This window comes from Fusobacterium sp. FSA-380-WT-3A (assembly GCF_012843705.1).
Taxonomy (GTDB): Bacteria; Fusobacteriota; Fusobacteriia; order Fusobacteriales; family Fusobacteriaceae; genus Fusobacterium_B.
The window spans coordinates 1-24086 of the sequence record NZ_JABAFQ010000022.1 but is presented as its reverse complement, the minus strand read 5'-3'; the positions used below and the strand labels follow the sequence as shown (position 1 = coordinate 24086).

General features: G+C 26.3%; 24 protein-coding genes. 5 read left to right on the top strand and 19 right to left on the bottom strand.

The window, feature by feature from the left end; translation table 11 throughout:
* From HF862_RS09530 to ychF, 17 genes are all read right to left on the bottom strand, one after another.
* On the bottom strand, positions 1-637 hold a 637-nt coding region (locus HF862_RS09530), incomplete at its 3' end, for a hypothetical protein (RefSeq protein ID WP_170187633.1).
* 77 nt (positions 638-714) lie between these two features.
* Entirely contained in the window at positions 715-1053 is a 339-nt protein-coding gene (locus HF862_RS09525; protein WP_170187632.1) for a metal-sensitive transcriptional regulator, read from the bottom strand.
* A gap of 9 nt (positions 1054-1062) precedes the next feature.
* Complete coding sequence (locus tag HF862_RS09520) at positions 1063-3633, bottom strand: heavy metal translocating P-type ATPase (RefSeq protein ID WP_170187631.1); 2571 nt, start codon at positions 3631-3633, stop codon at positions 1063-1065.
* Between the two features lie 128 nt (positions 3634-3761).
* Complete coding sequence (gene disA, locus HF862_RS09515; RefSeq protein WP_170187630.1) at positions 3762-4826, bottom strand: DNA integrity scanning diadenylate cyclase DisA; 1065 nt, start codon at positions 4824-4826, stop codon at positions 3762-3764.
* A 3-nt stretch (positions 4827-4829) separates the two neighbouring features.
* Positions 4830-6209, bottom strand: coding sequence for a DNA repair protein RadA (gene radA, locus HF862_RS09510; RefSeq protein ID WP_170187629.1), 1380 nt, complete (start codon positions 6207-6209; stop codon positions 4830-4832).
* Between the two features lie 11 nt (positions 6210-6220).
* On the bottom strand, positions 6221-6715 hold the full coding sequence (gene coaD, locus HF862_RS09505) for a pantetheine-phosphate adenylyltransferase (protein WP_170187628.1): 495 nt from the start codon (positions 6713-6715) through the stop codon (positions 6221-6223).
* 8 nt (positions 6716-6723) lie between these two features.
* Complete coding sequence (locus HF862_RS09500; RefSeq protein WP_170187627.1) at positions 6724-8181, bottom strand: Rne/Rng family ribonuclease; 1458 nt, start codon at positions 8179-8181, stop codon at positions 6724-6726.
* Positions 8156-9208 (bottom strand): elongator complex protein 3, encoded by a 1053-nt coding sequence (locus tag HF862_RS09495; RefSeq protein ID WP_170187626.1) that lies wholly within the window; start codon positions 9206-9208, stop codon positions 8156-8158. The genes HF862_RS09500 and HF862_RS09495 overlap by 26 nt, the downstream gene beginning before the upstream one ends.
* Entirely contained in the window at positions 9208-9918 is a 711-nt protein-coding gene (gene rnc, locus HF862_RS09490; protein WP_170187625.1) for a ribonuclease III, read from the bottom strand. The genes HF862_RS09495 and rnc overlap by 1 nt, the downstream gene beginning before the upstream one ends.
* Before the next feature lie 15 nt (positions 9919-9933).
* Complete coding sequence (fabF, locus tag HF862_RS09485) at positions 9934-11166, bottom strand: beta-ketoacyl-ACP synthase II (protein ID WP_170187624.1); 1233 nt, start codon at positions 11164-11166, stop codon at positions 9934-9936.
* A gap of 56 nt (positions 11167-11222) precedes the next feature.
* Positions 11223-11447 carry an acyl carrier protein gene (locus HF862_RS09480; protein ID WP_027128773.1) on the bottom strand — a complete coding sequence of 75 codons (225 nt, stop codon included), beginning with the start codon at positions 11445-11447 and terminating at the stop codon, positions 11223-11225.
* 98 nt (positions 11448-11545) lie between these two features.
* Positions 11546-12457 carry an ACP S-malonyltransferase gene (fabD, locus tag HF862_RS09475; protein ID WP_170187623.1) on the bottom strand — a complete coding sequence of 304 codons (912 nt, stop codon included), beginning with the start codon at positions 12455-12457 and terminating at the stop codon, positions 11546-11548.
* 70 nt (positions 12458-12527) lie between these two features.
* The gene (locus tag HF862_RS09470; protein WP_170187634.1) at positions 12528-13514 is read right to left on the bottom strand and encodes a beta-ketoacyl-ACP synthase III; all 987 of its coding nucleotides are present in this window, start codon (positions 13512-13514) and stop codon (positions 12528-12530) included.
* A gap of 16 nt (positions 13515-13530) precedes the next feature.
* The gene (plsX, locus tag HF862_RS09465; protein WP_170187622.1) at positions 13531-14538 is read right to left on the bottom strand and encodes a phosphate acyltransferase PlsX; all 1008 of its coding nucleotides are present in this window, start codon (positions 14536-14538) and stop codon (positions 13531-13533) included.
* Positions 14539-14689: 151 nt separating this feature from the next.
* Positions 14690-14872 carry a 50S ribosomal protein L32 gene (gene rpmF / locus HF862_RS09460; RefSeq protein WP_027128777.1) on the bottom strand — a complete coding sequence of 61 codons (183 nt, stop codon included), beginning with the start codon at positions 14870-14872 and terminating at the stop codon, positions 14690-14692.
* 30 nt (positions 14873-14902) lie between these two features.
* Positions 14903-15394: a DUF177 domain-containing protein gene (locus HF862_RS09455; protein ID WP_170187621.1), complete on the bottom strand. Its 492-nt coding sequence runs from the start codon at positions 15392-15394 to the stop codon at positions 14903-14905.
* Between the two features lie 75 nt (positions 15395-15469).
* Positions 15470-16564, bottom strand: coding sequence for a redox-regulated ATPase YchF (gene ychF, locus HF862_RS09450; RefSeq protein WP_170187620.1), 1095 nt, complete (start codon positions 16562-16564; stop codon positions 15470-15472).
* Positions 16565-16727: 163 nt separating this feature from the next.
* Here ychF and HF862_RS09445 point away from each other — a divergent pair, with 163 nt between their 5' ends.
* A complete protein-coding gene (locus tag HF862_RS09445) occupies positions 16728-19025 on the top strand; it encodes a heavy metal translocating P-type ATPase (protein ID WP_170187619.1) in 2298 nt (765 codons plus the stop codon).
* Between the two features lie 63 nt (positions 19026-19088).
* Positions 19089-20081: a DNA polymerase III subunit delta gene (locus HF862_RS09440; protein WP_170187618.1), complete on the top strand. Its 993-nt coding sequence runs from the start codon at positions 19089-19091 to the stop codon at positions 20079-20081.
* A gap of 54 nt (positions 20082-20135) precedes the next feature.
* Here HF862_RS09440 and HF862_RS09435 read toward each other — a convergent pair whose 3' ends face one another.
* Both HF862_RS09435 and HF862_RS09430 read right to left on the bottom strand, forming a co-directional pair.
* On the bottom strand, positions 20136-20660 hold the full coding sequence (locus HF862_RS09435; protein WP_170187617.1) for a GNAT family N-acetyltransferase: 525 nt from the start codon (positions 20658-20660) through the stop codon (positions 20136-20138).
* Positions 20661-20767: 107 nt separating this feature from the next.
* Complete coding sequence (locus HF862_RS09430; RefSeq protein ID WP_170187616.1) at positions 20768-21487, bottom strand: SDR family oxidoreductase; 720 nt, start codon at positions 21485-21487, stop codon at positions 20768-20770.
* 127 nt (positions 21488-21614) lie between these two features.
* Here HF862_RS09430 and HF862_RS09425 point away from each other — a divergent pair, with 127 nt between their 5' ends.
* From HF862_RS09425 to HF862_RS09415, 3 genes are read left to right on the top strand one after another with little or no spacing between them, the layout of a single operon-like run.
* Positions 21615-21971 (top strand): helix-turn-helix domain-containing protein, encoded by a 357-nt coding sequence (locus tag HF862_RS09425; RefSeq protein WP_027128784.1) that lies wholly within the window; start codon positions 21615-21617, stop codon positions 21969-21971.
* Between the two features lie 13 nt (positions 21972-21984).
* Positions 21985-23067 carry a [FeFe] hydrogenase H-cluster radical SAM maturase HydE gene (gene hydE / locus HF862_RS09420; RefSeq protein ID WP_170187615.1) on the top strand — a complete coding sequence of 361 codons (1083 nt, stop codon included), beginning with the start codon at positions 21985-21987 and terminating at the stop codon, positions 23065-23067.
* A gap of 12 nt (positions 23068-23079) precedes the next feature.
* Positions 23080-23943, top strand: coding sequence for a sirohydrochlorin cobaltochelatase (locus HF862_RS09415; RefSeq protein WP_170187614.1), 864 nt, complete (start codon positions 23080-23082; stop codon positions 23941-23943).
* The last annotated feature ends 143 nt before the right edge of the window (positions 23944-24086 follow it).

Sequence of the window (24086 nt, the reverse complement as noted above, 5' to 3'; positions counted from 1 at the left end):
TACATGGAATCTTATAATAATCTTCTATTGTAAAACTATTTGTAAAATCATCAGGTAGAGTTATATATATACTTTTTCCATCATCTTCTATATATATTTCTAAAGGCCATAATAGACATACTAGTGGTTTATATTGGCAAACTTCTTTATATGTCATATTTTTTTGTAAACACAAAGAATGTATCCCACAAAGAGTTGCCCTATCTTTTCTTTTATATCCATAAAAACACATTTCTGTTTCTTCTTCTATCTCTTGAATAATATCTCTTTTTTCTTCTGTTTTCAATTCATCACAAATTTCTTGCTCATCATAACCTAGTTCTTCACTAATATATATATTCTTAGTTATTTCATTGAAATCTTTTATATTTTCTAAAATAAATTTACGAGTTTTTTCTTTTAAAAGTGATGGACTATCAGCACAACAATCATTAATACAATTAAAACAATCAAAATTAACTTCTTTTTCAAAAAGTTCATAGTCTATATATGCTTTATATTCTTTATCATCTAAAATCACTTTTGTTTCTAGTATATCCTTACTTTTAAAATAAATTCTTACTTTTTCTTCCATTTCTTTTGACATTTCATAAATTTCTTTTCCTTTTGGATGATTTAAAAATAAAAAATATTTCATTGAATTCCTCCTAAAAATAAAAAAAACTTCCTTAATTATATATTATTTATTAAAATTAATCAAGGAAGTTTTATATTTTATAATTTTAACATTTTATCTAAAGTATGAATCAATTCTTCTATAATTTTCTCTTCTTTTCCTGCTTTTATGTCATCAACAACACAATGTTTTAAATGTCCTTCTAAAATTAATTTAGAAACTCCACCTAAAGCAGCTCTTACCGAAGAAATTTGATTTAGAATATCATCACAATAAGCATCTTTTTCTATCATGTTACTTATTCCTTTGACTTGACCTTCTATTCTATTTAATCTCGTTTTTAATTTCTTTTTTATTTCAGTTGTACAATAATATCCTTTTTTTTCAGAATTACATTTTAAATTACTACAGCTACTACATTTTTCATTTTTTTCCATTTTTTCTCCTTATCTTTCAAATTTTCTAAGTCTTAATGCATTAGTAACAACTGAAACAGAGCTCATGGCCATAGCCCCTCCAGCTATCATAGGATTTAATAAATGACCTGTAAAAATGTATAAAGCTCCAGCTGCTATCGGAATTCCTAAAGTATTGTATAAAAATGCCCAAAATAGATTTTCTTTTATATTCTTTATTGTGGCATGACTTAATTTTATAGCTAAAACTACATTATTTAAGCTTTCTTTAATAAGTACTATATCTGCACTTTCTATAGCTATATCTGTTCCAGTTCCTATAGCTATCCCAATATCTGCTTGAGATAAGGCTGGTGAATCATTTATTCCATCTCCTACCATAGCTACATTATACCCTTTTTCTTGTAATTTTTTAACCTCTAAATATTTATCTTCTGGACTAACTTCTGCTAATATAATATCAATACCTACCTCTTTTCCTATTATTTCAGCAGTTTCTTTTTTATCTCCAGTAATCATTGCAACTTTTATTCCTAATTCTTTTAATTTTTTTATACATTCTTTTGAATCTTCTTTAATTTTATCTTTTACACCTATAACTCCTATAAATTCCTCATCTATCCCTATATATATTGGAGTTTTTCCCTCTAATGCTAGTTTATCACCAATTTCATTTTTAAAATTTTTTATTCTTTTATTTAAAAATAATTTTTTATTTCCTACATATATTCTTTTTAAATTTATTTCGCCTATAATTCCTTCTCCTGAAATATTAATAAAATTGTTTATTTTTTCAAGAGTTTCAGAAGAATTATTTTTTTCAAATTCTTTTACTATTGCTTCACCTAATGGATGTTCAGAATACTTTTCTAATATTCCAACATACTTTAATACTTCTTCTTTTGAATATTTTGAATTTTCTATTATAAAATCAGTTACTGCTGGTTTTCCTTCAGTTATAGTTCCTGTTTTATCAAAAACTATCATATTAATTTTATGAGCTTTTTCTAAAGATTCTCCTGATTTTATCAATATTCCTAATTCAGCTCCTCTACCAGTTCCAACCATTATTGCTGTTGGTGTAGCTAGTCCTAAAGAACATGGACAGGCTATCACTAAAACTGAAATAAATATAGTCAATGAAAAAATTTCTTTACTCATTGTTAACTGAACCAAATTCATACTACCTAATATATACCAAGTTAAACTAGAAACTACAGCAATCATTATTACAACTGGAACAAAATATCTTGATATTTCATCTGCTATTTTGGCTATTGGAGCTTTGGATTCTTGAGCATCTTCAACTAATTTTATAATTTTTGAAAGTACTGTATCTTTTCCTATGGCAGTGGCTTCTATTTTTATTACACCATTTTTATTAATTGTAGCTCCAAAAACTTTATCATTAATATTTTTTTTGACAGCAATACTTTCTCCTGTAAGCATAGATTCATCCACATAAGTGTTTCCTTCTATCACTTTTCCATCAACTGGAATACTTTCTCCAGGTTTAACCAATACAATATCTCCCTTTTGGACTTCTTTTATATCTATGGTAATTAGTTGATTATTTTTTACTATAATTGCTGTTTTTACTTGTAAGCCCATTAATTTTTTTATGGCTTCTGAAGTTTTTCCCTTACTTCTTTTTTCCAATAATTTACCAAATCTTATAAGAGCTATTATAACCACAGCTGATTCATAATATAAATTGTGGACATATTCTAAATTTCCATTTACTATTTCAACCGTTCCATACAAACTATATACAAAAGCTGCTCCTGTCCCTAATGCAATCAAAGAATCCATATTAGGTGATCTTCTAAATAACGAAGTAAAACCAACTGTATAAAAACTTCTACCTGTTATTAAAATAGGAACCGTTAATATTAATTGAATTATTGCATAATTTACCGGATTATATTCTGGACTAATTATTTTTGGAAGGGGTAATCCCATCATATGACCCATTGTAATATAAAAAACTATTAAAGCTAACAATATTGATATTTTAAATTCTAAGATTTCTCTTTTTTCTAAATATTCTTTTTCTTCAAAAAATTCTTCTGTAATTTCCTCTTCTTTTATGGCCTTGTATCCTAATTTATTTATATTTTCTATTATCTCATCTATTTTTATTTTGTCTTCATCATAAATAAATCTTCCATTGTTGGTTGTAAGATTTACTATAGCTTCCTCTACACCATCTAATTTTCCTATATTTCTTTCTATATTTGAGACACAAGCTTGACAATGTATGTTTTCTATTTTTAAAACTTTTTGTGATAATTTTTTAGAAATATTATTTTCTTTAAAAATTGAAGTTTTATTCTCAGTCTTTATTTCTCTTTTTTCTTCTAATTTATAGTTTTTTTTTACATCTTCTTCAAGTTCATTTTCTATTCCATAACCTAATTCTATTAACTTGTCCTCTATATCTTTCACAGTTAATAAATTTTCATCATAAGATATATCCATCACTTTAGTTGCTAAATCTACTTTAGCTTCAGATACTCCTTCAAAAGTTTTAAAATTATCTTGGATTTTATTTACACACATAATACATCCAACACCACTTAGTTTAAATTTCTTTTTCATTTTTCCTCCTTTATAGGATACCCCCCTATTCTATTTTAACATACATATAATTTTCTTGTCAAGAATATACCAAAAATAAAAAAGTTAAATAAATCTATTAAAAATAAATTCATTTAACTTTTTAATTTTTACTTATCTAATTCAACTGTAAATTTTAGCCTTTCTATTCCTTTTTTTATAGCATTTGCTTTAAATTTGCTTATTCCTTTAATTTCTACAAGTTCATCAATAGTTGCTTCTTGAATTTTTGGTAATTCTCCAAACTTTTCTACTAAAGCTTCTATATCTCTGTCATTTAATTTTCCAAACTTACTAAAAATACGATATCCTTTAGGAGTTATTGTATTATCTAATTTTGAAACAGTTTTTCCCAAACCTAATATACCTGCTATTTTAGTTGTATCAAATATATCTGCGTCTTCTATTTCTCCTAATTCTTCTTTTACTCTTTCTATATCTTCATCTTCATCACCTTTTAAATAATAATCACTTAAAAGTTCATCTTCTTCCTCTTCTATTCCTTTTAATAAATCTTCTAATTGAAGATTTATTAATTTTCCTTCGTCTCCTAATTCTTGAATACATTCATAAACATATTTTTTTATTCTTTTTAACATTTCAAACTTTTGTAAAACTTCACAAACATCTTCTACTGTTACCATATCATCTAATTCTAATATAGTAAGATTTCCTAGTCCTTGTTCTAATACTTTTGTATATCTTTCAACAGTATTTAAAGCTTGAGAAGCTTCATTAGTCAATTCTAATAAACTTTTTAGTTTATAACGCTCTTCACCTTTATATAAAGTCAATACTCTTTTTCTCTCTGAAATAGCTATAACCAATCTGTTTTTTAGTTGTTTAGCTGCTCTTTGAGCCGTTCTATGTCTAGTTCCACTTTCATCTGTTGTATATTCTATATCAGGTTGTAAATGAACATTAGCATATAAAATTTTAGAAACTTTCTCGTCTAAGATTATAGCTCCATCCATTTTAGATAATTCAAATAATCTTTCTGGAGTATATTCACATTCTAAAAAAAATCCACCATCTATTATTTTTTGAACTTCATTATCCATTCCAACTACTATTAAAGCACCTTTACTACCATCTAGTATATTATCTAATCCTTCTCTCAGTTTTGTACCAGGCTGAACTAACTCAAAGACATCTAACATTTTTTCTCTACTCATATACTAAATCCTTTCTAAAAACTCATCTAAGTTTTTAAGATAAATTAATTTTAAATTATACTCTTTCTTTTCTATTTCTTTTCTATTGCTTTCTGGAACATAAACACCTTTAAATCCTAATTTTTCTAACTCTCTTAATCTTTTATCTATAAAAAAAACTTTTCTTATCTCTCCTCTTAACCCTAATTCTCCTATAGCTGCTATTTTTTGACTTATCTCTACATTTCTATAAACTGACAATAATGATATTAAAACACCTAAATCAGCTGATGGGTCTTTTATTGATAACCCTCCTGGAATATTAACAAAAACATCTTTATTTCCCAAATTTATTCCCATTCTTTTTTCTCCAATGGCCATTAAAATTTGTATTCTATTTCTATCAAATCCTTGAACAACTCTTTTAGGTATTCCTATAGGACTTCCTTCTATTATAAGAGTTTGTATTTCTAATAAAAATACTTTTGTTCCTTCTAAAACAGGAACTATTATACTTCCAATATTTTTTTCATTTCTTTCGCTTATAAAATATTCTGATGAATTTTGTATTTCTCTCAATCCATCTTCTTCCATGCTAAAAATGGCAATCTCATTTGTTGACCCAAATCTATTCTTTTCACTTCTAAGTATCCTATAAAAAAGCCCCTCTTCTCCCTCAAAATTAAAAACTGCATCAACCATATGTTCTAACATTTTAGGTCCAGCAACTTTTCCATCTTTTGTTATATGTCCAACTATAAAAAAGCATATATTATTTTTTTTAGCTACATCTACTATCTTTAAAGTAGCTTCACGAATTTGAGTTGGAGCTCCTGCTGTAGATTCACTATTTTCACTAAATAAAGTCTGAATAGAATCTACTATAACTACTTTTGGTTTTTTCATAGCGACATACTCATAAATTTTATCAATATTGGTTTCAGAAATTAAAAATAATTTATCATTTTTAATTCCTAATCTTTCCCCTCTATTTTTTATTTGAGTTAAAGATTCTTCTCCTGAAATATAAAAAACTTCTCCATATGTTGTATACTCGTTAGCCATTTGTAATAATAAAGTAGATTTTCCTATTCCTGGATTTCCAGTTAATAAAATAACTTCTCCTTGAACAAGACCTCCGCCTAATATCCTATCAAATTCTTTGACTCTAGTTTTATATCGAAAGTTGTCTTCTATTTCAATTTCATTAAAAGAAATTATTTTTTTATTTATTTCTTCTTCAGAAAATATCTGTTTTACAATTTTTTTATTTCCTACATTTATATCTTTCTTTTCTTCAATTTCTAGACTTCCCCATTCTCCACAATTCGGACATTTTCCAAGCCATTTTATACTTTTATACCCACATTCTTTACAAATATACATTGAATTTTCTTTTTTCATTATATCCCCTTCTATTTTGGAGCATAGATTTTTCCTCTTTCCAATATTCTATCGGATATTCTTTTATCTACATAACATTCTACTTTCCCACCATATCTTGCTATTTCTCTAGCTGCAGTAGAACTTGTATGAATATACTCTTTCATAGCTGGAATAAACACTGTATCTACTTTTTTATCAGAAATCATATAATTTCCATCAGCAAAATACAACTCTAAAGCACAATCTTCTTGATTTCTAACTCCTCTAACTATAAAAGTAAAATTTTTTTCTATTAAATAATTTACAATAAGTCCTGAATAATTATCAATCTCTATATTATCATAATCTTCCAATACTTCTTTTACCATTTCTGTTCTCTCATCTAAAGAAAACCAATACTTTTTTTCACTGTTATTACAAACAACAACTATTAATTTATCAAACATCTGAGCTGCTCTTTTTATTACATCTTGATGTCCTAAAGTTATTGGGTCAAAACTTCCTGAATATACCCCAACTTTCATTTTTCCTCCTATTTTTCTAATGAAATTTCATATTCAAATATTTCTTCTTCCTCAAAAATTATTTTTTTGTTTTTACTTTTCATATACTCATTTATAAAATCCATATAAATATCCCTTATTAATTTTAATACTTCTTTTTTAGTTTTTATATATATTTTTTTTATATCTGTATCAGAGGAAAGTTCTTTTATTTCTTTCAATATTTCTTTCACTATTATTTCTGAAGATTTTATTTTTCCTTTTCCTTTGCATAAAGGACACTCTTCTTCATAAAAATAACTTAAATTTCTTCCAACTCTTTTTCTTGTCATCTCAACAAGTCCTAAATCTGTAAAATGTACTATATTATTTTTTATTCTATCTCTACCTAATTCAGCTCCAAGTTGTTGTAAAACTAATTCCTTATCTTCTTCTAATTTCATATCTATAAAATCTATGATAATTATTCCACTTAAATTTCTAAGTCTAAGTTGTCTTGGAATTTCTCTAGCTGCTTCCAAATTAGTATTTAAAACTGTTCTCTCTAAATTATAGCTTCCTGTATTTTTTCCAGTATTAACATCTATACTCACTAAAGCCTCTGTTTTTTCTATAACTAAATATCCACCACATTCTAACCATACTTCTTTTTCTAAAGCATTTTTTATTTCAGAGTTTATGTTATATTCATCAAAAATATCCCTGTCTTTTGAATATAATTTTATTTTTGCTTTTATCTTATTTTCATCAAATGTATCTAAATAATCTATAATCTCTAGATATACTTTTTCATTATCAACTATGACTTCATCTATTGTATCATTCAAAATATCTCTTAATATAGTAGTTACTATATCATTATCATTATATAATATTTCTCCATCCTTAGCTTTTAAAATTTTTTTCTCTATCTCTTCCCATTTTTTTACAAGATAATTTAATTCTTTTTCAAATCTTTCAACTGTTTTTCCTTCTGCAGCAGTTCTTATTATTACCCCCATTTTAGAAGGTTTTATTCTTAAAAAAATATCTTCTAATCTTTTTCTTTCTGTTTCATCTTTTATCTTTTTAGAAATAGCTAAATGGTCATTGTTTGGCATTAATACCAAATATTTTCCAGGAATAGTAAAATTAGTTGTCACTCTAGCTCCTTTATTTCCTCTAGGAACATTTAAAACTTGAACAACAACTTTATCTCCTACTGTAAGTAATTCTTCAATAGTTTTATTACTATTTACTAATCCATTCAAATATTTTTCTTCAAACTCTCTCAAGTCATCTATAAAAAGAAATGAATTTTTTTCTAATCCAATATCTACAAAAGCTGATTCCATTCCTGGTAATACATTAGCTACCTTACCTTTATAAATATTTTTTATTATATTTGATTCATCATTTCTCTCATTAAATATTTCTACTACTTTATCTTCTTCTATTATGGCAGCTTTTTTTTGAAAGTCATTAACACTGATTATTATTTTGTTCATAACTCTCACCTATTTCTTTTCTTAAAATTTCTTTTCTAGTATAAATTTTATCATTAATTTTAATTTCTGAAGTAGAAAGGTTATTATTTATTACTATTTTAACTTTTTGAAATCTTTTTAAATTTTTCTTTTTTATTCCAACTATTTTTGAAATTAATTTTTCATTTGCTTCTATTTCTAATTTTCCTTGAATTTCTTCTAAATTTTTCAAAAAATTAAAATAAATCTCTCCATCTACTAACTCTCTAAAAGCTGGATGAAAAGCTCCTTCTACACTAACTCCACTATTTCTTAAATCTTCTGATGGTTGAAGTCCTACTCTTATTATATTTATATTATTTAATTCTAGCAATGAACAAATTTTTCTACATCTTTTTATTGCTTCTTCTAAAGTAAAGACTTCATATTCTCCTCTTTCATACATTCTTTCCATCTCTGTATCTTTTATTATAAGAGTTGGATATACTCTAACATTTTGTGGAGCTATTTCTATTACTTTTTTTACTGATTCAATATCACTTTCATAGGAAGAACCTGGTAATCCTGGCATTAATTGAATTCCTAAATTAATTCCATAAGATTTTATAAGAGAAGAAGCTTCATATACTTTTTCAATAGGATAGTACCTTGCACTCTTTTTTAATACTTCTTCATCTAATGATTGTACACCTAATTCTATAGTTGTAACATTATATTTTTTTAGCTGTTCTAATACTTCTTTATTTATATAATCTGGTCTTGTAGATAATCTTATCCCTTGAACCATTCCTTTATCTAAATATTTTTTAACTTCTTCCAAATATTCCTTCTGTTTTTCCATAGATATCCCTGTAAAAGTTCCACCAAAAAAAGCCACTTCTTTATAAGAATCTTTTGGAAGTATTTCTAAATAGTCATCTATTATTTTTTTTAAATCTTCTATAGTCACATCTGTTTCTCGTCCATTTATTTTTACTTGATTACAAAAAACACAAGCATTTGGACATCCAAAATGACTAATAAATATTGGTATATTATAATGTTTCATTAGTACTTAACACCTAACTTTTTACAAAGAGCTTGTGCTGCTCCATGTTCTGCCATTTTTTTACTTTTTCCTATACCTTTTTCTTCTATATCTTCTCCAATTTTCACTACAATTTCAAAAAGTTTTTTATGGTCTGGACCTGTTTCATTAATTACCTCATAAATAGGTACTTGCTTATAGACTTTTTGACTATATTCTTGCAAAATAGTTTTAAAGTCCATTATTTCTTCATCTTCTTCCACATGATCTATATATTCTTTTAAATGATATAAAGCTATTTCTCTCGCTGTTTCAAAGTTTGAATCTAAATAAATAGCTCCAAGTACAGCTTCAAATAAATCTCCTAATATAGAATTTCTTTCTCTTCCACCTGTTAATAATTCTCCTCTACTTAAATACAAATATTCACCCATATTTAACTTTCTTGAAACTTTAGCTAAAACTGGCTCACTAACTGCCATAGACTTTATTTTTGCTAAATCTCCTTCACTGTAATTAGAATGATTTTTATATAAATATTCAGCAACTATAAGATCTAGAACTGCATCTCCTAGCAGTTCTAGTCTTTCATTGTTTATTTTTTTATATTTCTTATTCTCATTCCCAAAAGATCTATGTACCAGTGAATTTCTTAAAAGTTTTATATTTTTAAATTTATATCCTATTTTTTTTTCTAAAGAACTTAAATCTAATTTAAAATCCACTTCCATATTTTCTCCCAACTATTATTCTTCATATTTTTTCATTACTATTACAGCATTATGTCCACCAAATCCTAAAGAACTAGACATTCCAACTTTTATTTCTTTTTCTACAGCAACATTTGGTGTATAATTTAAATCACATTCTGGATCTGGATTTTGATAATTAGCTGTTGGAGGTACAATTCCTTCTTCTATACTTTTAGCTAAAATCACTCCCTCTATTCCACCTGCTCCTCCAAGAACATGTCCTGTTGCTCCTTTTGTAGAAGAAATATTCAATTTATAAGCTAAATCTCCAAATACCTCTTTTATTGCTGCTGTCTCATTTTTATCATTTAAAGGAGTTGATGTTCCATGAGCATTAATATATGTAACATCTTCTAAATTAACATTTCCTTCTTCTAATGCCATTTTAAATGCTCTAACAGCTCCATCTACAGCTGGTGCTGTTATATGATGAGCATCACATGTTTCCCCATATCCTATAATTTCAGCATAAATTTTTGCTCCTCTTTGTTTTGCATGTTCTAACTCTTCTAATATTAAGACTCCTGCACCTTCTCCCATTACAAATCCATCTCTATCAATTGTAAATGGTCTTGAAGCAGTATCTGGATTTGGGTTAGTTGATAATGCTTTCATATTTGCAAAAGCATTTATTCCAAACTCTGTTATACATCCTTCAGTTCCGCCAGCAAACATTACATCTGCTTTACCTAATTTTATAATTTCATAAGCATCTCCTATTGAATGTGTCCCTGCAGCACAAGCTGTTACTACTGCTTTATTAGGTCCTTTTGCTCCTACATATATTCCTATATTTCCAGCTGCCATATTAGCTATGATTGCAGGTATAGTAAATGGTGATATTCTTTTATTTCCTTTTGTTAATCTTGTTTCTATTTGAGATTCAAAAACTTCCATTCCCCCAATACCAGAAGAAACAATAACGCCAACTCTAGTTGCATTATTTTCATCTATTATAAAATTAGAATCTTCTAATGCCATTTTTGAAGCAGCAATTGCAAATTGTGTATTTCTTGCTAATTTTTTAATTTCTTTTTTTTCTATTCCAAACTCTTCTGGAAAAAAGTCTCTTACTTCTCCAGCACATTTTACAGGAGTATTTGTTGTATCAAAGCTTTCTATTGTTTTTATTCCAGTTTTTCCCTCTTTTATGGCAGCCCAAGATTTTTCTAATCCTGTTCCCAAAGCTGTAATAAGTCCTAAACCTGTAACTACAACTCTTCTCATTTAATCACCTCATATATATAAAATAAAAGGGGATTTAAAAATCCCCTTTAGATCTCCTACTTGTGAGATTCGATATAATCAATTACATCTTGTACTGTTTTTATTTTTTCAGCATCTGTATCAGGAATTTCTACATCAAATTCTTCTTCGAAAGCCATTATTAACTCAACAGTATCTAATGAATCTGCTCCTAAATCTTCGATAAAGTTTGCTTCAGGTGTTACTTGGTCAGCATCTACACCTAATTGCTCAACAACTATTTCTTTTATTTTTTCTAACATTTTATTTCCTCCTAAATTTTATTTTCTATATATAAATTACATTATATAATAATATTACCAAATTTATTTACACTTTTCAATACTTTTAAAGTAAAATTTTATAAATTATTCAAATCATCTATAGAATTTATATTAATAACTTTTATTTCTTTATCTATTTTTTTTATAAGACCACTCAATACTTTTCCAGGTCCTATTTCATAAATAGTATCTACTCCATTTTCTTTTAATTTTTTTATTGTATCAACCCATTTCACAGGTCCAAAACTTTGAGAATAAATTTCATTTTTTATCTCTTCTACTTTATTTATAAGTTCTCCTGTTGTATTAGCAACTAAATAAATTTCAGCATCTTTAAAATTATATTTTTCTGCTTCTTTTCTTAATTTTTCTCCAGCTGGTTTCATTAATGAAGAATGAAATGGTCCTGAAACTGCTAGTGGCATAGCTCTTTTAGCACCTTTATTTTTTAAAATTTCACAAGCTTTTTCTATAGCTACTTTTTCTCCAGCTATTACTGTTTGTTTAGGTTCATTAAAATTTACAGCCTCTACTATTCCATCTACTTCTTTTAGAACTTCTATTATATCTAAAGCTTCCATCCCTAAAACAGCTGCCATTCCACCATTAACTTTTTCAGCTATTTCATTCATAACTTCTCCCCTAAAAGATGTTAACTTTACAGCTTCATCTATAGTTAAAAATCCTGAAGAACCCATAGCAGCATATTCTCCAACTGAATGACCTGCTACATAATTAGGAACTATCCCTTTTTCTCTAACTAATTTTTCTAAAACTAAACTCATTGCAACTATAGCTGGTTGAGTGTATTTAGTTTTCTTTAATAAATCTTCTGGTCCATTAAACATGGCATCTTTTAAATCAAAATTTAAACTATTAAAAATTTTATCAAATTCATTTTTTGCCACTTGATTATTTTCATATAAATCTTTTCCCATTCCAACGAATTGACTTCCTTGTCCTGGAAATACAAAAGCTATCTTAGACACTTTAACCTCCAATTTTAAAATTACATCAGTAATTTTAACATAATAATATTTTATAGTCAACAATTATTTTTTATTTAGACCATCTCATTATAAGAGAACCATAAGTAAGTCCTGCTCCAAATCCTGTTAAAGCTATTAAGTCTCCTCTTTTTAATTTTCCTTCTTCTAAAGCCTCTGCCATAGCTATTCCTACTGAGGCTGCTGAAGTATTTCCATATTTTTGTAAGTTAACAAAAACTTTTTCCATTGGTATTCCCAATCTTTTTGCAGCTGCATCTATTATTCTAAGATTTGCTTGATGTGGAAATAACATATCAATGTCTTTTAAATCTACATTTCCTTTTTTTGCAGCTTCTTTTGTAGCATATGGTAAAGCTTTTACAGCAAATTTAAAAACTTCTGTTCCATTCATTTCTACATATATTTCTCTATTCAAAACTCTTTCAACTGTAGCTGGGTATAATGTTCCTCCTGCTTTTATTCTTAAAGTTCCATCATCAACACCTTCTGTTCCCATATATGAAGAAATTATTCCATATCCCTCTTCTACTTCTCCTAATACAGCAGCTGCTGCTCCATCACCAAATAAAATTGCTGTATTTCTATCTTGCATATCTACAAGTTTAGAAATTGATTCTGCCGCAATTACTAAAATTCTCTTATACATTCCAGCTTGTATCATTGCTTGACCTACTACGAGAGAAAATATAAAACCGCTACACGCTGCTTCTAAATCAAATGCAGCTGCATTTTTTGCTCCTAATTTTTTTTGAATAAGTGACGAACAATTTTGTGCTCTATAATCTGGAGAACAAGTCGCTAAAATTATTAATTCAACCTCTTCTGGTTTCATTCCAGCATCTTTTAAGGCTGCTTTTCCAGCTTCTACTCCTAAGTCAGAAGTTCCTTGTCCTTCAGTAACAAATCTTCTTTCTTTTATCCCTGTTCTTGATGTTATCCATTCATCAGAAGTTTCTACTAATTTTTCCCAATCAGCATTAGTCATTATTTTTTCAGGAACATATTTTCCAAAACCTAATATTCCTACATTTTTTATCACAATAATTCCTCCTCTATATACTTTTTTCTTTTTCTTCAAAAGTTACTCTTAATTTTTCTACAAATTTATTTTTAGCAAATTTATCAGCCACTTTTATGGCATTTTTAAAAGCTAAAGCATCTGAGTTTCCATGAGCTTTTATTGAAATTCCATTTAAACCCAAAAATAATGCTCCTCCATATTCAGAAGAATCTAATTTTCCTTTCATTTTTTTTAAAGCTTTTTTCATAAAAATAAATCCTATTTTAGCTAAAAAGCTTTGCTTTATTTCTTCTTTTAAAGCATCAAATATAAACTTTGCTACTCCTTCAGAAGTTTTTAGTACCATATTTCCAGTAAACCCATCAGTTACAATTACATCTACTTTTCCTTCCATCATATCTCTGCTTTCTATATTTCCAATAAAATTTATTGAAGAATTTTCTCTTAATAAATTAAAAGCTTCTCTTGTAACCTCGTTTCCTTTCCCCTCTTCACTACCTATATTTAATAATCCAACTGTTGGATTATCTTTTCTTAATATATCTTTAGCAAATTCACTACCCATTATAGCAAATTGATTAATGAATTCAGCCTTTGTATCAGCATTAGCCCCCATATCCATAAAAACAAAATTTCCTTTTTTTGATGGAAATACTGTTGCTATAGCTGGTCTTAAAATTCCCTTTATTCTTCTTAATTTTAGTTGACTAGCTGATATATGTGCTCCTGTATTTCCAGCAGATACAAAAGCATCTCCTAATCCACTTTTTACAATTTCAAGACCAACATTAAGAGACGAATCTTTCTTTTGTCTCACTGCTTGAACTGGATCATCATTCATTTCTATAGTTTCTGTTGCATTAACTACTTCAAGACGATTATTATTTATATTCAATTTCTTTATTATTTTTTTTAACAATTCTTCTTTTCCAACAACAACAATATGTATATCAGGTATTTCATCAAGAGCTAAAGATATTCCTTTTAAAATTTCTTCACTACCTCTGTCTCCACCCATACCATCAACTACTATCTTCATTAAATACACCTCTTTTTTTACAACTTTACTAAATTATATCATAATTATCAAATTTGTAAAAAATTTTTTTATATTTATTAAATTACACCCATTTTTCTTTTTTGTATAAAAAAAGCAAGTTGGTTATTTCCACTTGCTTTTTTTATCTTGACTATTCTGCTGATGCATTTAGTACTTGTTTTCCATTATAATCTCCACACTCTAAACAAACTCTATGAGGTCTTTTAGTAGCTCCACATTTTTCACAAGTAACTAGAGTAGTTCCTGCAATTGCATGGTGAGATCTTCTCATATTTTTTTTAGCTTTTGAAGTCTTTTTCTTAGGTACTGCCATTTAGTTTCCCCCTCCTCACAAATTCATATTTTAATTATTTATTTTTATATTCATCAGTCCTGCCCATCTTGAATCTGTCTCTTCTCCTGAATATTTTTTTAGATAAGTTTCATCTTCACATTCTGGATAGCAAGAGGGATATTGGGGCATATCTAATATTAACTGTTGCCTAACAATCTCATCTATATCTATTTCATCATTTTCAATCTCTAAATAATCTTTATCATCCATTATCATATTTTTCTCTAAATTATTAAGATATTCCTCATACTCTTTTTTAGAGATTGCCACTCCTAAAAATTCTTTCTCATTTAAATCTATAATAACTTCTGATAAACATCTGACACAATTAGTTAAAATTTTAGTAGAATATTTTCCAAAAATAACATATTCATTTTTTTCTTTTTTTATATTTCCTTCTACTACAATATCTTCAATCAAATTTATATCTTCTAATTTTGAAATAGTATAGTCAAATTTTTTATTAATCACAACATCTATTTCGCTTAATTTAATTTTCACAGAAAGCCTCCTATTATTGTGATACCTATCTATTTTACATGTTTTTTTATATTTTGTCAAGTAGATTTTTTTGTTTTATACATTAAATAAAAACTCCATCAAATCTCCATCTTGAACTATATAATCTTTTCCCTCTAGTCTCATAAGCCCTGCTTCTTGTGCACCTTTCCAACCACTATTATTTATAAAATCATCAAAAGAACAAACTTTTGCTCTTATAAATCCTTTTTCAAAATCTGTATGAATAACTCCAGCTGCCTTTGGAGCTGTATCTCCTATATTAATAGTCCAAGCTCTTACTTCTTTCACTCCAGCTGTAAAGTATGTTTGAAGTCCAAGTAATTTAAATCCAGCTCTTATTAATCTATTAAGTCCAGCATCTTCTACTCCTAAACTTTCTAAAAATTCTTTTTTATCTTCTTCTTCCATTTCTTGTAATTCTTCTTCAACTTTAGCAGAAACAATAACAACTTCTGACCCTAACTCTTTTGCATATTCTTTTACTAAATCTACATATTCATTACCTGTTGCTATATCATCTTCTGATACATTAGTAACAAATATCATTGGTTTAATTGTTAAAAATTGATACACTTTCACTAAATCTTTTTCTTCTTCTGAAAGGTCTAAAGTCTTTAATAATTTTTCTTCCATAAGATGTTTATAACATTTTTCTAAAACTGGAACTAATTTCAGAGCATCTTTATTTTTTGCCACTAATAATTTTTTATTTTTTTCTAAAGCTTTTTCTACAGTTTCTAAGTCAGCTAAAATTAATTCTCCATTTATAATATTAATATCTTTTAATGGTTCAACTTTTCCATTTACATGGACTACATTCTCATCCTCAAAACATCTTACTACTTGACAGATTGCTGCAGTACTTCTAATATTTGATAAGAATTTATTTCCTAATCCTTCTCCTTTAGAAGCTCCCTTTACTAATCCAGCTATATCTACAAACTCTACAGTTGCATTTACTATTCTTTGAGGATTTATTATTTCAGCTAATTTTTCTAATCTCTTATCAGGTACAGTTACCATTCCAACATTTGGTTCTATTGTACAAAATGGATAATTGGCAGCTTCAGCAGCTCCAGCTTTTGTTATTGCATTAAAAAGAGTAGATTTTCCTACATTAGGTAATCCTACTATTCCTATTCCTATCATTAACCTTCCTCCTAAAATTTTATTTTACTCTAAATTCTATCACAATCCATTATATTTGTAAATTATTTATTTCTCAATATTTTTTGACTTATTTTTTTTTATATGCTATAATTATGATGCATAGGGGTATACCCTATAAATTTTATTGAATTAGGGGGACTTTATGAAATTTATTTTCATTATAAAAAATTTAAATTGTTCTCACTGTGCTTCTAAAATAGCAGATGCTATCAGTGAATTAGATTATATTGAAGAAAGTAACTTAAATTTTCTATCTAAAAAATTAACTATCATCACTAAAAATGATATATCTGAAAAAGAATTATTAGAAAAAATTAGTTCTATAGCTTCAAAAATAGAAGCTGGGGTTTTAGTAACTTCTTTATATGAAAATGAAGAAGTAGAAAATAATCATTCTCATGAATGTCATGATGAAAATTGTTCTCATTCTCATTATGCTCATGAACACTCTCACAATTCCCATGAAGACTGTTATCACTCTTATAAAAATGAAATTATCAATCATGAGCATCATAAGGAACATTGTTCTTGTTGTCATGAGCATCATTCTCATAAAAAAGAAATACACTTTAAAGAAAATCTAAATAAAATTAAAAGTTTATCTTTTACTTTTGAAAATATGCTTTTTATTGTTGGAATTTTTATGATTTTTAATTCTTTACTTATACCCGAAGGATTGGGAAAAACTATTTATTTACTTTTAACTTATATTATAGTAGGAGGAGATATATTATATAAATCACTTTTAAATATTAAAAGTAAAAATTTTCTAGATGAGAACTTTTTAATGAGTATAGCTACTCTTGGAGCTATATCACTTGGAGAATTTTCTGAAGCTATCGGAGTTATGATATTCTATAAAGTTGGTGAATTTTTCCAAGAAAAAGCTGTCAATAATTCAAAAAAATCTATTGAAAATCTTTTGAAATTAAAAGTAATTTCTGCTAATCTAAAAAAAGAAGATGGAAGTATAGTTACTATTTCTCCTAACAAAATAAAATTAAACGATATTTTAATAGTAAAAGCTGGAGAAAATATACCTGTTGATGGAGTTATAGTAAAAGGAAGTTCTGACCTTAATCTTTCAGCCCTTACTGGAGAATCATTACCAGTTTCTGTTGAAGTAGGTGATGAGGTATTAAGTGGTAGTATAAATATAAATGGAGTAATTGAAATAAAAGCTACTAAAGAATATAGAAATTCTACAATAAATAAAATTATAGAAATGATAGAAGAATCAAGTGATAAAAAAGCTCACTCTGAAAAATTTATTACAAAATTTGCTAAATATTATACTCCTATTGTAGTTATTTTAGCTTTAATTGTGGCTCTGATTATCCCTTTAATTTTTGGAAACTTTAAACTTTGGTTAGGACGTTCTTTAATTTTCTTAGTTATATCTTGTCCTTGTGCTTTAGTTCTTTCTGTTCCATTAACTTTCTTTAGTAGTATAGGATATGCTTCTAAAAAAGGTATTTTGATAAAAGGTGGAAACTTTTTAGAAAGATTAAAAAATATAGATACTGTAGTTTTTGATAAAACAGGAACTCTTACTGAAAATAATTTTAAGGTAGAAAAAATAAATGTTTTACAATCTGATGAAAATCATATTTTAGAATTAGCTAAGGCTGGAGAAATATTCTCTAATCATCCACTTGGAAAAGTAATTCTAAATTATGGCGAGGTAAAAGTTTTAGAATCTGATATTAAAAATTATAAAGAGATTTCTGGAAAAGGGGTAACTTGTACTTATAAAAATTCCTCTTTACTAATAGGAAATAAAAAATTAATGCTTGAAAATAATATTTCCTTAGATAATATTTCTATCAATAATGTATCTTCTATTGTATATATAGTAGAAAATGGAATTTTATTAGGATATATAACTTTTGAAAATATAGTTAAGGAAAATTCTCAATCAACTATTTCAGAATTAACAGATATGAAAATAAATTCATTTATGCTTACAGGGGACAATAAAGAAACTGCTAATAAAATTGGTCTGTCTCTTGGATTAAAAGATGAAAATATTTTCTCAGAACTATTACCAAATGATAAAGTTATTACTTTTGAAAAAATAAAAGAAAAAAGTAAAGGTGCTATTTTTGTTGGTGATGGTATAAATGATGCTCCTGTACTTTCAATTTCAGATGTTGGAATAGCTATGGGAGGATTAGGTAGTGATATAGCTATTGAATCAGCTGATATAGTTTTACTTCAAGATGACCCTTATAAAGTTGTAGAAGTTTTAAAAATTGCTAAACTTAACAAAAAAGTGGTTACTCAAAATATAGTTTTTTCTCTAGGAATAAAAATATTAGTGATGCTTTTAGGAGTACTAGGTTTTGCTAATATGTGGATGGCAATTTTTGCTGATGTAGGAGTATCTTTAATAGCTGTATTAAACGCTTCTAAAATTTTAAAAACAAAAAAATTATAAATTATGATATAATAAAGCTATCTTAAAATTTTTAAGATAGCTTTTTTGTAGGAGAGTGATTTTTTGATTTATTTTTTATATGGAGATATTCCTTTACAATTAAAATATGAGGAATTATTAAAAAAAATTAGACTTGAAAATAAAGGTATTCAAGAAACTTTTTTTGATATTTCACAAGATGAGATAGATGATATTTTCACTTCTCTTTCTTCTAATAATATTTTCTCTCCTTTAACTTTAATTGTTATAAAAAAATTAGAAAAATTAAAAGATTTAAGTAAATTTTTTAAAGGAATAAGTGAATTTAATTATTCTCAAAAAATATTAATTTTAACATATGAAGAATTTTTAAATGATTTTGATAAACCTACTAATGAAGTAGATAAAAATGTCTTGAAAATTGCTGAAAAAATAGCCACACTTATTCCAGCTAGAAAATCTTTAGAAAAAAAATCTTTAGAATTTTTTATTGAAAAAGAACTTGGTTGTTCTCAATATGAATCAGAAAAATTTTTAGAAATTATTGGTGATGATTTTTTTAAAGTAAAAAACGAAATTGAAAAAGTAAAAAATTTTTTTAATGGAGAAACTTTTAGTATTGAAAAAGCTATAAATATTTTATCTATAAGTAAAGAATATAATCTTAATAAATTGGTAGAAGATTTTTTATATAAAAAAGAAAAAGAAAATCTTTTAAATTATTTACAAAAAGAAAAAAATTATATGTTATTTTTAAATATATTTGTAGAAGAACTTACTATTCTTATGAAATTAAAAAATTTGCAAAAAAGAGGTATTATTTTTGCAAATATATCATATAATCAATTTAAAGCCGATATATACCCAAATATTAAAAATTTATTTAAAAGAGATTCTTTTAAATTTATAAGTGAGTATCCTTTATTTTTAAAATTTAAATATTTAGATAGTTTTTCTTATGATTTTTTTCAAGAAAAATTATTAAAATGCTTAGATGCTGAATATAATTTTAAAAGTGGATTAATGGATGAAAATATAGCTATTGAAATGCTTATTAATAACTTCTATCAAAATTAAATAATATTTTATAAAAAAGAGTTCACTAGATTTTTAGTGAACTCTTTTTAGTTTTTATAATTCTAATCCCATATATAAAATATCATAAAATTTTCCTTTAATATATGTTCCCCTTGTTGTTACTCCCTCTTTTTTAAATCCTAATTTTTCATATAGATTTATTGCTTTTTCATTATCAAATCTTGTAGTTAAATTAATTTTTAAAATTCCATTTTCTTTCGAATAATTTATAATCTCTTTTATAAGATTTTCACCTATACTATTTCCCCAAAATTCTTTTTTTATACAGATTCCTATTTCTCCTATATGTTGAACTCTTATTCTTTTTTCATTAACTGATATTGAGCAAGTCCCTACAATTTTATTTTCAACCTCTGCCACCAATAAATAAAAACTTTTTGATAAATTCTTTAATAGATTCCTTTCCTCTTCTAGAGTAAGACCATTTCCCTCTTCTCCAAAACCTAAAAAATCAGTTTCTTTACCACAACTATTTAAAGAATCTAAAACTTGTTCAGCATCATTTTCATTAGCCACTCTTATTATATATTCTCTTCCATCTTTTAAATTATATTTCATAGTTATCACCTTTTTATTTTTATTATACCACTTTTTAGTATAAAAAAATAAGAATACTACAAACAATAAATATTCATAGTATTCTTATAAAATTTCTATATTTTTTCTTAATCAGCTTGTTTTGTTTTTGCTATTACAATCTCTCTTACACATACACTTTGAGGTTGTTTATAAGCGAACATTACACAATTAGTTATTTGTTTTACATCAAGTCCACTTTCAATTGATTTTTTCCAATCATTATAATTATTTTTTATTTCTTCATCAGTAGTGTGACTTAAAAGATTTGTTTCTACAACTCCTGGAGAAATTACAATTATTCTTACATTTTTATCAGAAACTTCTTTTCTCATACTTTCTGTTATTGCATGAACAGCAAATTTACTTCCACAATAAACAGAATGATTATCAAAAGTTTTTCTTCCAGCTATAGAACTTATATTTATAATAGTTCCCTCATTTCTTTCCATCATATCTTTTAATACAACTTTTGTTCCTGTTAATATTCCTTTAACATTAACATCTATCATTCTTTCCCACTCATCATAAGATTGAGTATCTGGATGTCCTAATAACATTACCCCAGCACAGTTTACTAATAAATCTGTTTTTCCATATTTTTCTTCAGCTTCTCTTATAGCCTTTTCCATATTTTCATAATCAACAACATCGACAGATTTAGATATTGTTTCTGGTAATTCTAAATTTTCCATTATCTCTTTTCTTCTAGCAATCATTAAAACAGGATGCCCTTCATTTGAAAAACTTTTTGCTAAATCCATTCCTATTCCAGAACTTGCTCCTGTTATTACAACTAATTTTTTCATTTCTACTGACTCCTTTTATTTATAGTTTATTTATTAATAATATGATATAATATTATTTGTATTCTAACAAGTACGCAGTTTTTTTGAAGTAAGTGAAAATATTTTCACTTATATTTAGGAGTAAAAAATGGATAAGATTAAAATTATTTGTGAAATTGAAATAACATTAAAAATGATTGGTGGAAAATATAAACCTCTAATTCTTCTTTTACTTATTCAACAGGGAACAAAAAGGTTTAATGAGTTACTTTCTGAAATTCATAACATCTCTCAAAGAACTCTAACAAATCAGCTTAGAGAATTAGAAAGTGATGGACTTATAAATAGAAAAGTTTATCCTGAAATTCCTCCAAAAGTTGAATATTCTATTTCAGAAAAAGGAAAAACTTTAAAAGATATTTTACTTCTTATGTGTGATTGGGGAGAAAAAAATATAGATGATAGATTTGAATTAACTAATCCCCAATGTACAGAAAATTGTTAAAATAGGAGATTAAATGATAAAAGATATTTTAAAAAAAGAAAATTTATCAAAAGAAGATTTACTTACACTTATACAAATTGAAAATCCAGAAGATTTAAAATTACTTTTTGATGAAGCTTATAAGTTAAAACTTAAGTATATTGGAAATAAAGTTTATTATAGAGGGCTTATTGAATGTTCTAATATTTGTATAAAAAATTGTAAATATTGTGGAATAAGAAAAGATAATACAAATGTAGATAGGTTTTCTCTTTCTCAAAATGAAATTCTTGATATTTCTCAATGGGTGTATGAAAATGGTTTTGGTTCTCTTGCCCTTCAAAGTGGAGAGAGAAATGATAATGAATTTGTTAATTTTATTGAAGATACTCTTATCAAAATTCAAAATAAATGCAATAATTCTTTAGGTATTACTTTATCTTTAGGAGAACAAACTTTAGAAACATATAAAAGATGGAGAAATGCTGGAGCTAGTCGTTATCTTCTTAGAATTGAAACAACTAATAGAGAACTTTTTAAAAAAATTCATTTTGATGATAAGTTACATTCTTTTGATAAAAGATTACAAGCTCTAAAAGATTTAAAAACAGCTGGTTATCAAGTAGGAACAGGGGTAATGATTGGACTCCCTGGTCAAACTTATGAAGATTTAGTTAATGATATAATCTTCTTTAAAGAAAATGATATTGATATGATTGGAATGGGACCTTATATAATTCATGAGGAAACTCCTCTTGGAAAAGAGGCTCTAGGAAAAATTTTATCTGATGAAGAAAGATTGACTCTTAGTTTAAAAATGATAGCTCTTTGTAGACTTTATTTAAAAGATATAAATATTGCTGCTACAACTGCTCTTCATGCTTTACACCCATTTGGAAGAGAAAAAGGAATTTTAGCTGGAGCTAATGTTATTATGCCAAATGCAACTTCTAAAAATATAAAACCTAAATATCAATTATATAGAGGTAAACCTAATCTTGATGATGATGCTTTAAAAGGAAAATTAGCCCTTGAAAAAAGTTTAAAAGAGATAGGGGAAGAAGTTGTGTACTTTAAAAAGGGAGATTCTCCTCATTTCTTTAATAGAATAAAATAATATGGAGGCTTTATGAATTTATTTTTGAGTGGATATGAAAATTCAAATTTCTTAGAAAATTTTAAAAAAGAAGATAAAAAAGTTATTTTAGTAGCACATTTTGGTACTACTCATGAAGATACTAGAGAAAAAACTCTTGATTTATTTAATAAAGAGATTGAAAAAATATTTCCTGATTTTGAAATTAGAGAATGTTACACATCTCGGATTATCAATAAAAAATTACAAAGTAAAAATATTTTTAAAGATAATCCAATAGAAGCTATTGAAAAAATTATTAAAGATAATTTTACTCATCTTTTAGTTATCTCAAGCAATATAATTGATGGTATTGAATACGAAGCTCTATTAAAAAATATAGAAAGTTTCAAAAGTAATTTTAAAGAACTTAGAATTACTCCTCCTCTTTTATCTTCACCAGAAATTTATATTGAAGTTGTTAAAATTTTAAATAAAACTTTTGGAGATTTTTTTAAAGATAAGGCTCTTTTAATGGTAGGACACGGAACTCATGATAGTAGCAATTCCGCTTATCTTGGTGTAGATTATATTTGTAAATATCTAGGTTATAATTATTTTGTTGGTACTATTGAAGGTTTTCCAAATTTAGATGAAATTATATCTATTCTAAAAAAAGAAAATATAAAAGAAGTAACTTTAACTCCTTTTATGTTTGTAGCTGGAGAACATGCTAAAAATGATATCTCTATAGATTGGAAAGATGAATTAGAAAAAAATAATTTTAAAGTAAATATAAATCTTACTCCTTTAGGTGAGATAAAAGAAATAAGAGAAATTTTTGGAAAATTTGGAAAATTCCTATTAGAAAATAAAAAAGAAGATATTATAGAAAAAAAATATAATTATAGTAAATAGGAAAAAAGGAGATGTTAATTTTTTATCATCTCCTTTTTTATAAAATGATTAACTTGCTAATATTTTTTAAATATGTAGTACTTTTTTTATTATATCGTATCTTCTTATTACTCCATATAATTTTCCATTTTCTACTACATATA

Coding starts and splice junctions, on each gene's coding strand:
- coaD (WP_170187628.1), bottom strand. CDS start 6,715: ATGAAAGTTGGGGTATATTCAGGAAGTTTTGACCCAATAACTTTAGGA.
- fabF (WP_170187624.1), bottom strand. CDS start 11,166: ATGAGAAGAGTTGTAGTTACAGGTTTAGGACTTATTACAGCTTTGGGA.
- HF862_RS09445 (WP_170187619.1), top strand. CDS start 16,728: ATGAAATTTATTTTCATTATAAAAAATTTAAATTGTTCTCACTGTGCT.
- HF862_RS09415 (WP_170187614.1), top strand. CDS start 23,080: ATGAATTTATTTTTGAGTGGATATGAAAATTCAAATTTCTTAGAAAAT.
- rpmF (WP_027128777.1), bottom strand. CDS start 14,872: ATGGCAGTACCTAAGAAAAAGACTTCAAAAGCTAAAAAAAATATGAGA.
- HF862_RS09525 (WP_170187632.1), bottom strand. CDS start 1,053: ATGGAAAAAAATGAAAAATGTAGTAGCTGTAGTAATTTAAAATGTAAT.
- HF862_RS09430 (WP_170187616.1), bottom strand. CDS start 21,487: ATGAAAAAATTAGTTGTAATAACAGGAGCAAGTTCTGGAATAGGAATG.
- HF862_RS09435 (WP_170187617.1), bottom strand. CDS start 20,660: ATGAAATATAATTTAAAAGATGGAAGAGAATATATAATAAGAGTGGCT.
- radA (WP_170187629.1), bottom strand. CDS start 6,209: ATGAAAAAAGAAAATTCAATGTATATTTGTAAAGAATGTGGGTATAAA.
- HF862_RS09500 (WP_170187627.1), bottom strand. CDS start 8,181: ATGAACAAAATAATAATCAGTGTTAATGACTTTCAAAAAAAAGCTGCC.
- disA (WP_170187630.1), bottom strand. CDS start 4,826: ATGAGTAGAGAAAAAATGTTAGATGTCTTTGAGTTAGTTCAGCCTGGT.
- HF862_RS09480 (WP_027128773.1), bottom strand. CDS start 11,447: ATGTTAGAAAAAATAAAAGAAATAGTTGTTGAGCAATTAGGTGTAGAT.
- rnc (WP_170187625.1), bottom strand. CDS start 9,918: ATGGAAGTGGATTTTAAATTAGATTTAAGTTCTTTAGAAAAAAAAATA.
- plsX (WP_170187622.1), bottom strand. CDS start 14,538: ATGAAGATAGTAGTTGATGGTATGGGTGGAGACAGAGGTAGTGAAGAA.
- HF862_RS09520 (WP_170187631.1), bottom strand. CDS start 3,633: ATGAAAAAGAAATTTAAACTAAGTGGTGTTGGATGTATTATGTGTGTA.
- HF862_RS09495 (WP_170187626.1), bottom strand. CDS start 9,208: ATGAAACATTATAATATACCAATATTTATTAGTCATTTTGGATGTCCA.
- ychF (WP_170187620.1), bottom strand. CDS start 16,564: ATGATAGGAATAGGAATAGTAGGATTACCTAATGTAGGAAAATCTACT.
- hydE (WP_170187615.1), top strand. CDS start 21,985: ATGATAAAAGATATTTTAAAAAAAGAAAATTTATCAAAAGAAGATTTA.
- HF862_RS09425 (WP_027128784.1), top strand. CDS start 21,615: ATGGATAAGATTAAAATTATTTGTGAAATTGAAATAACATTAAAAATG.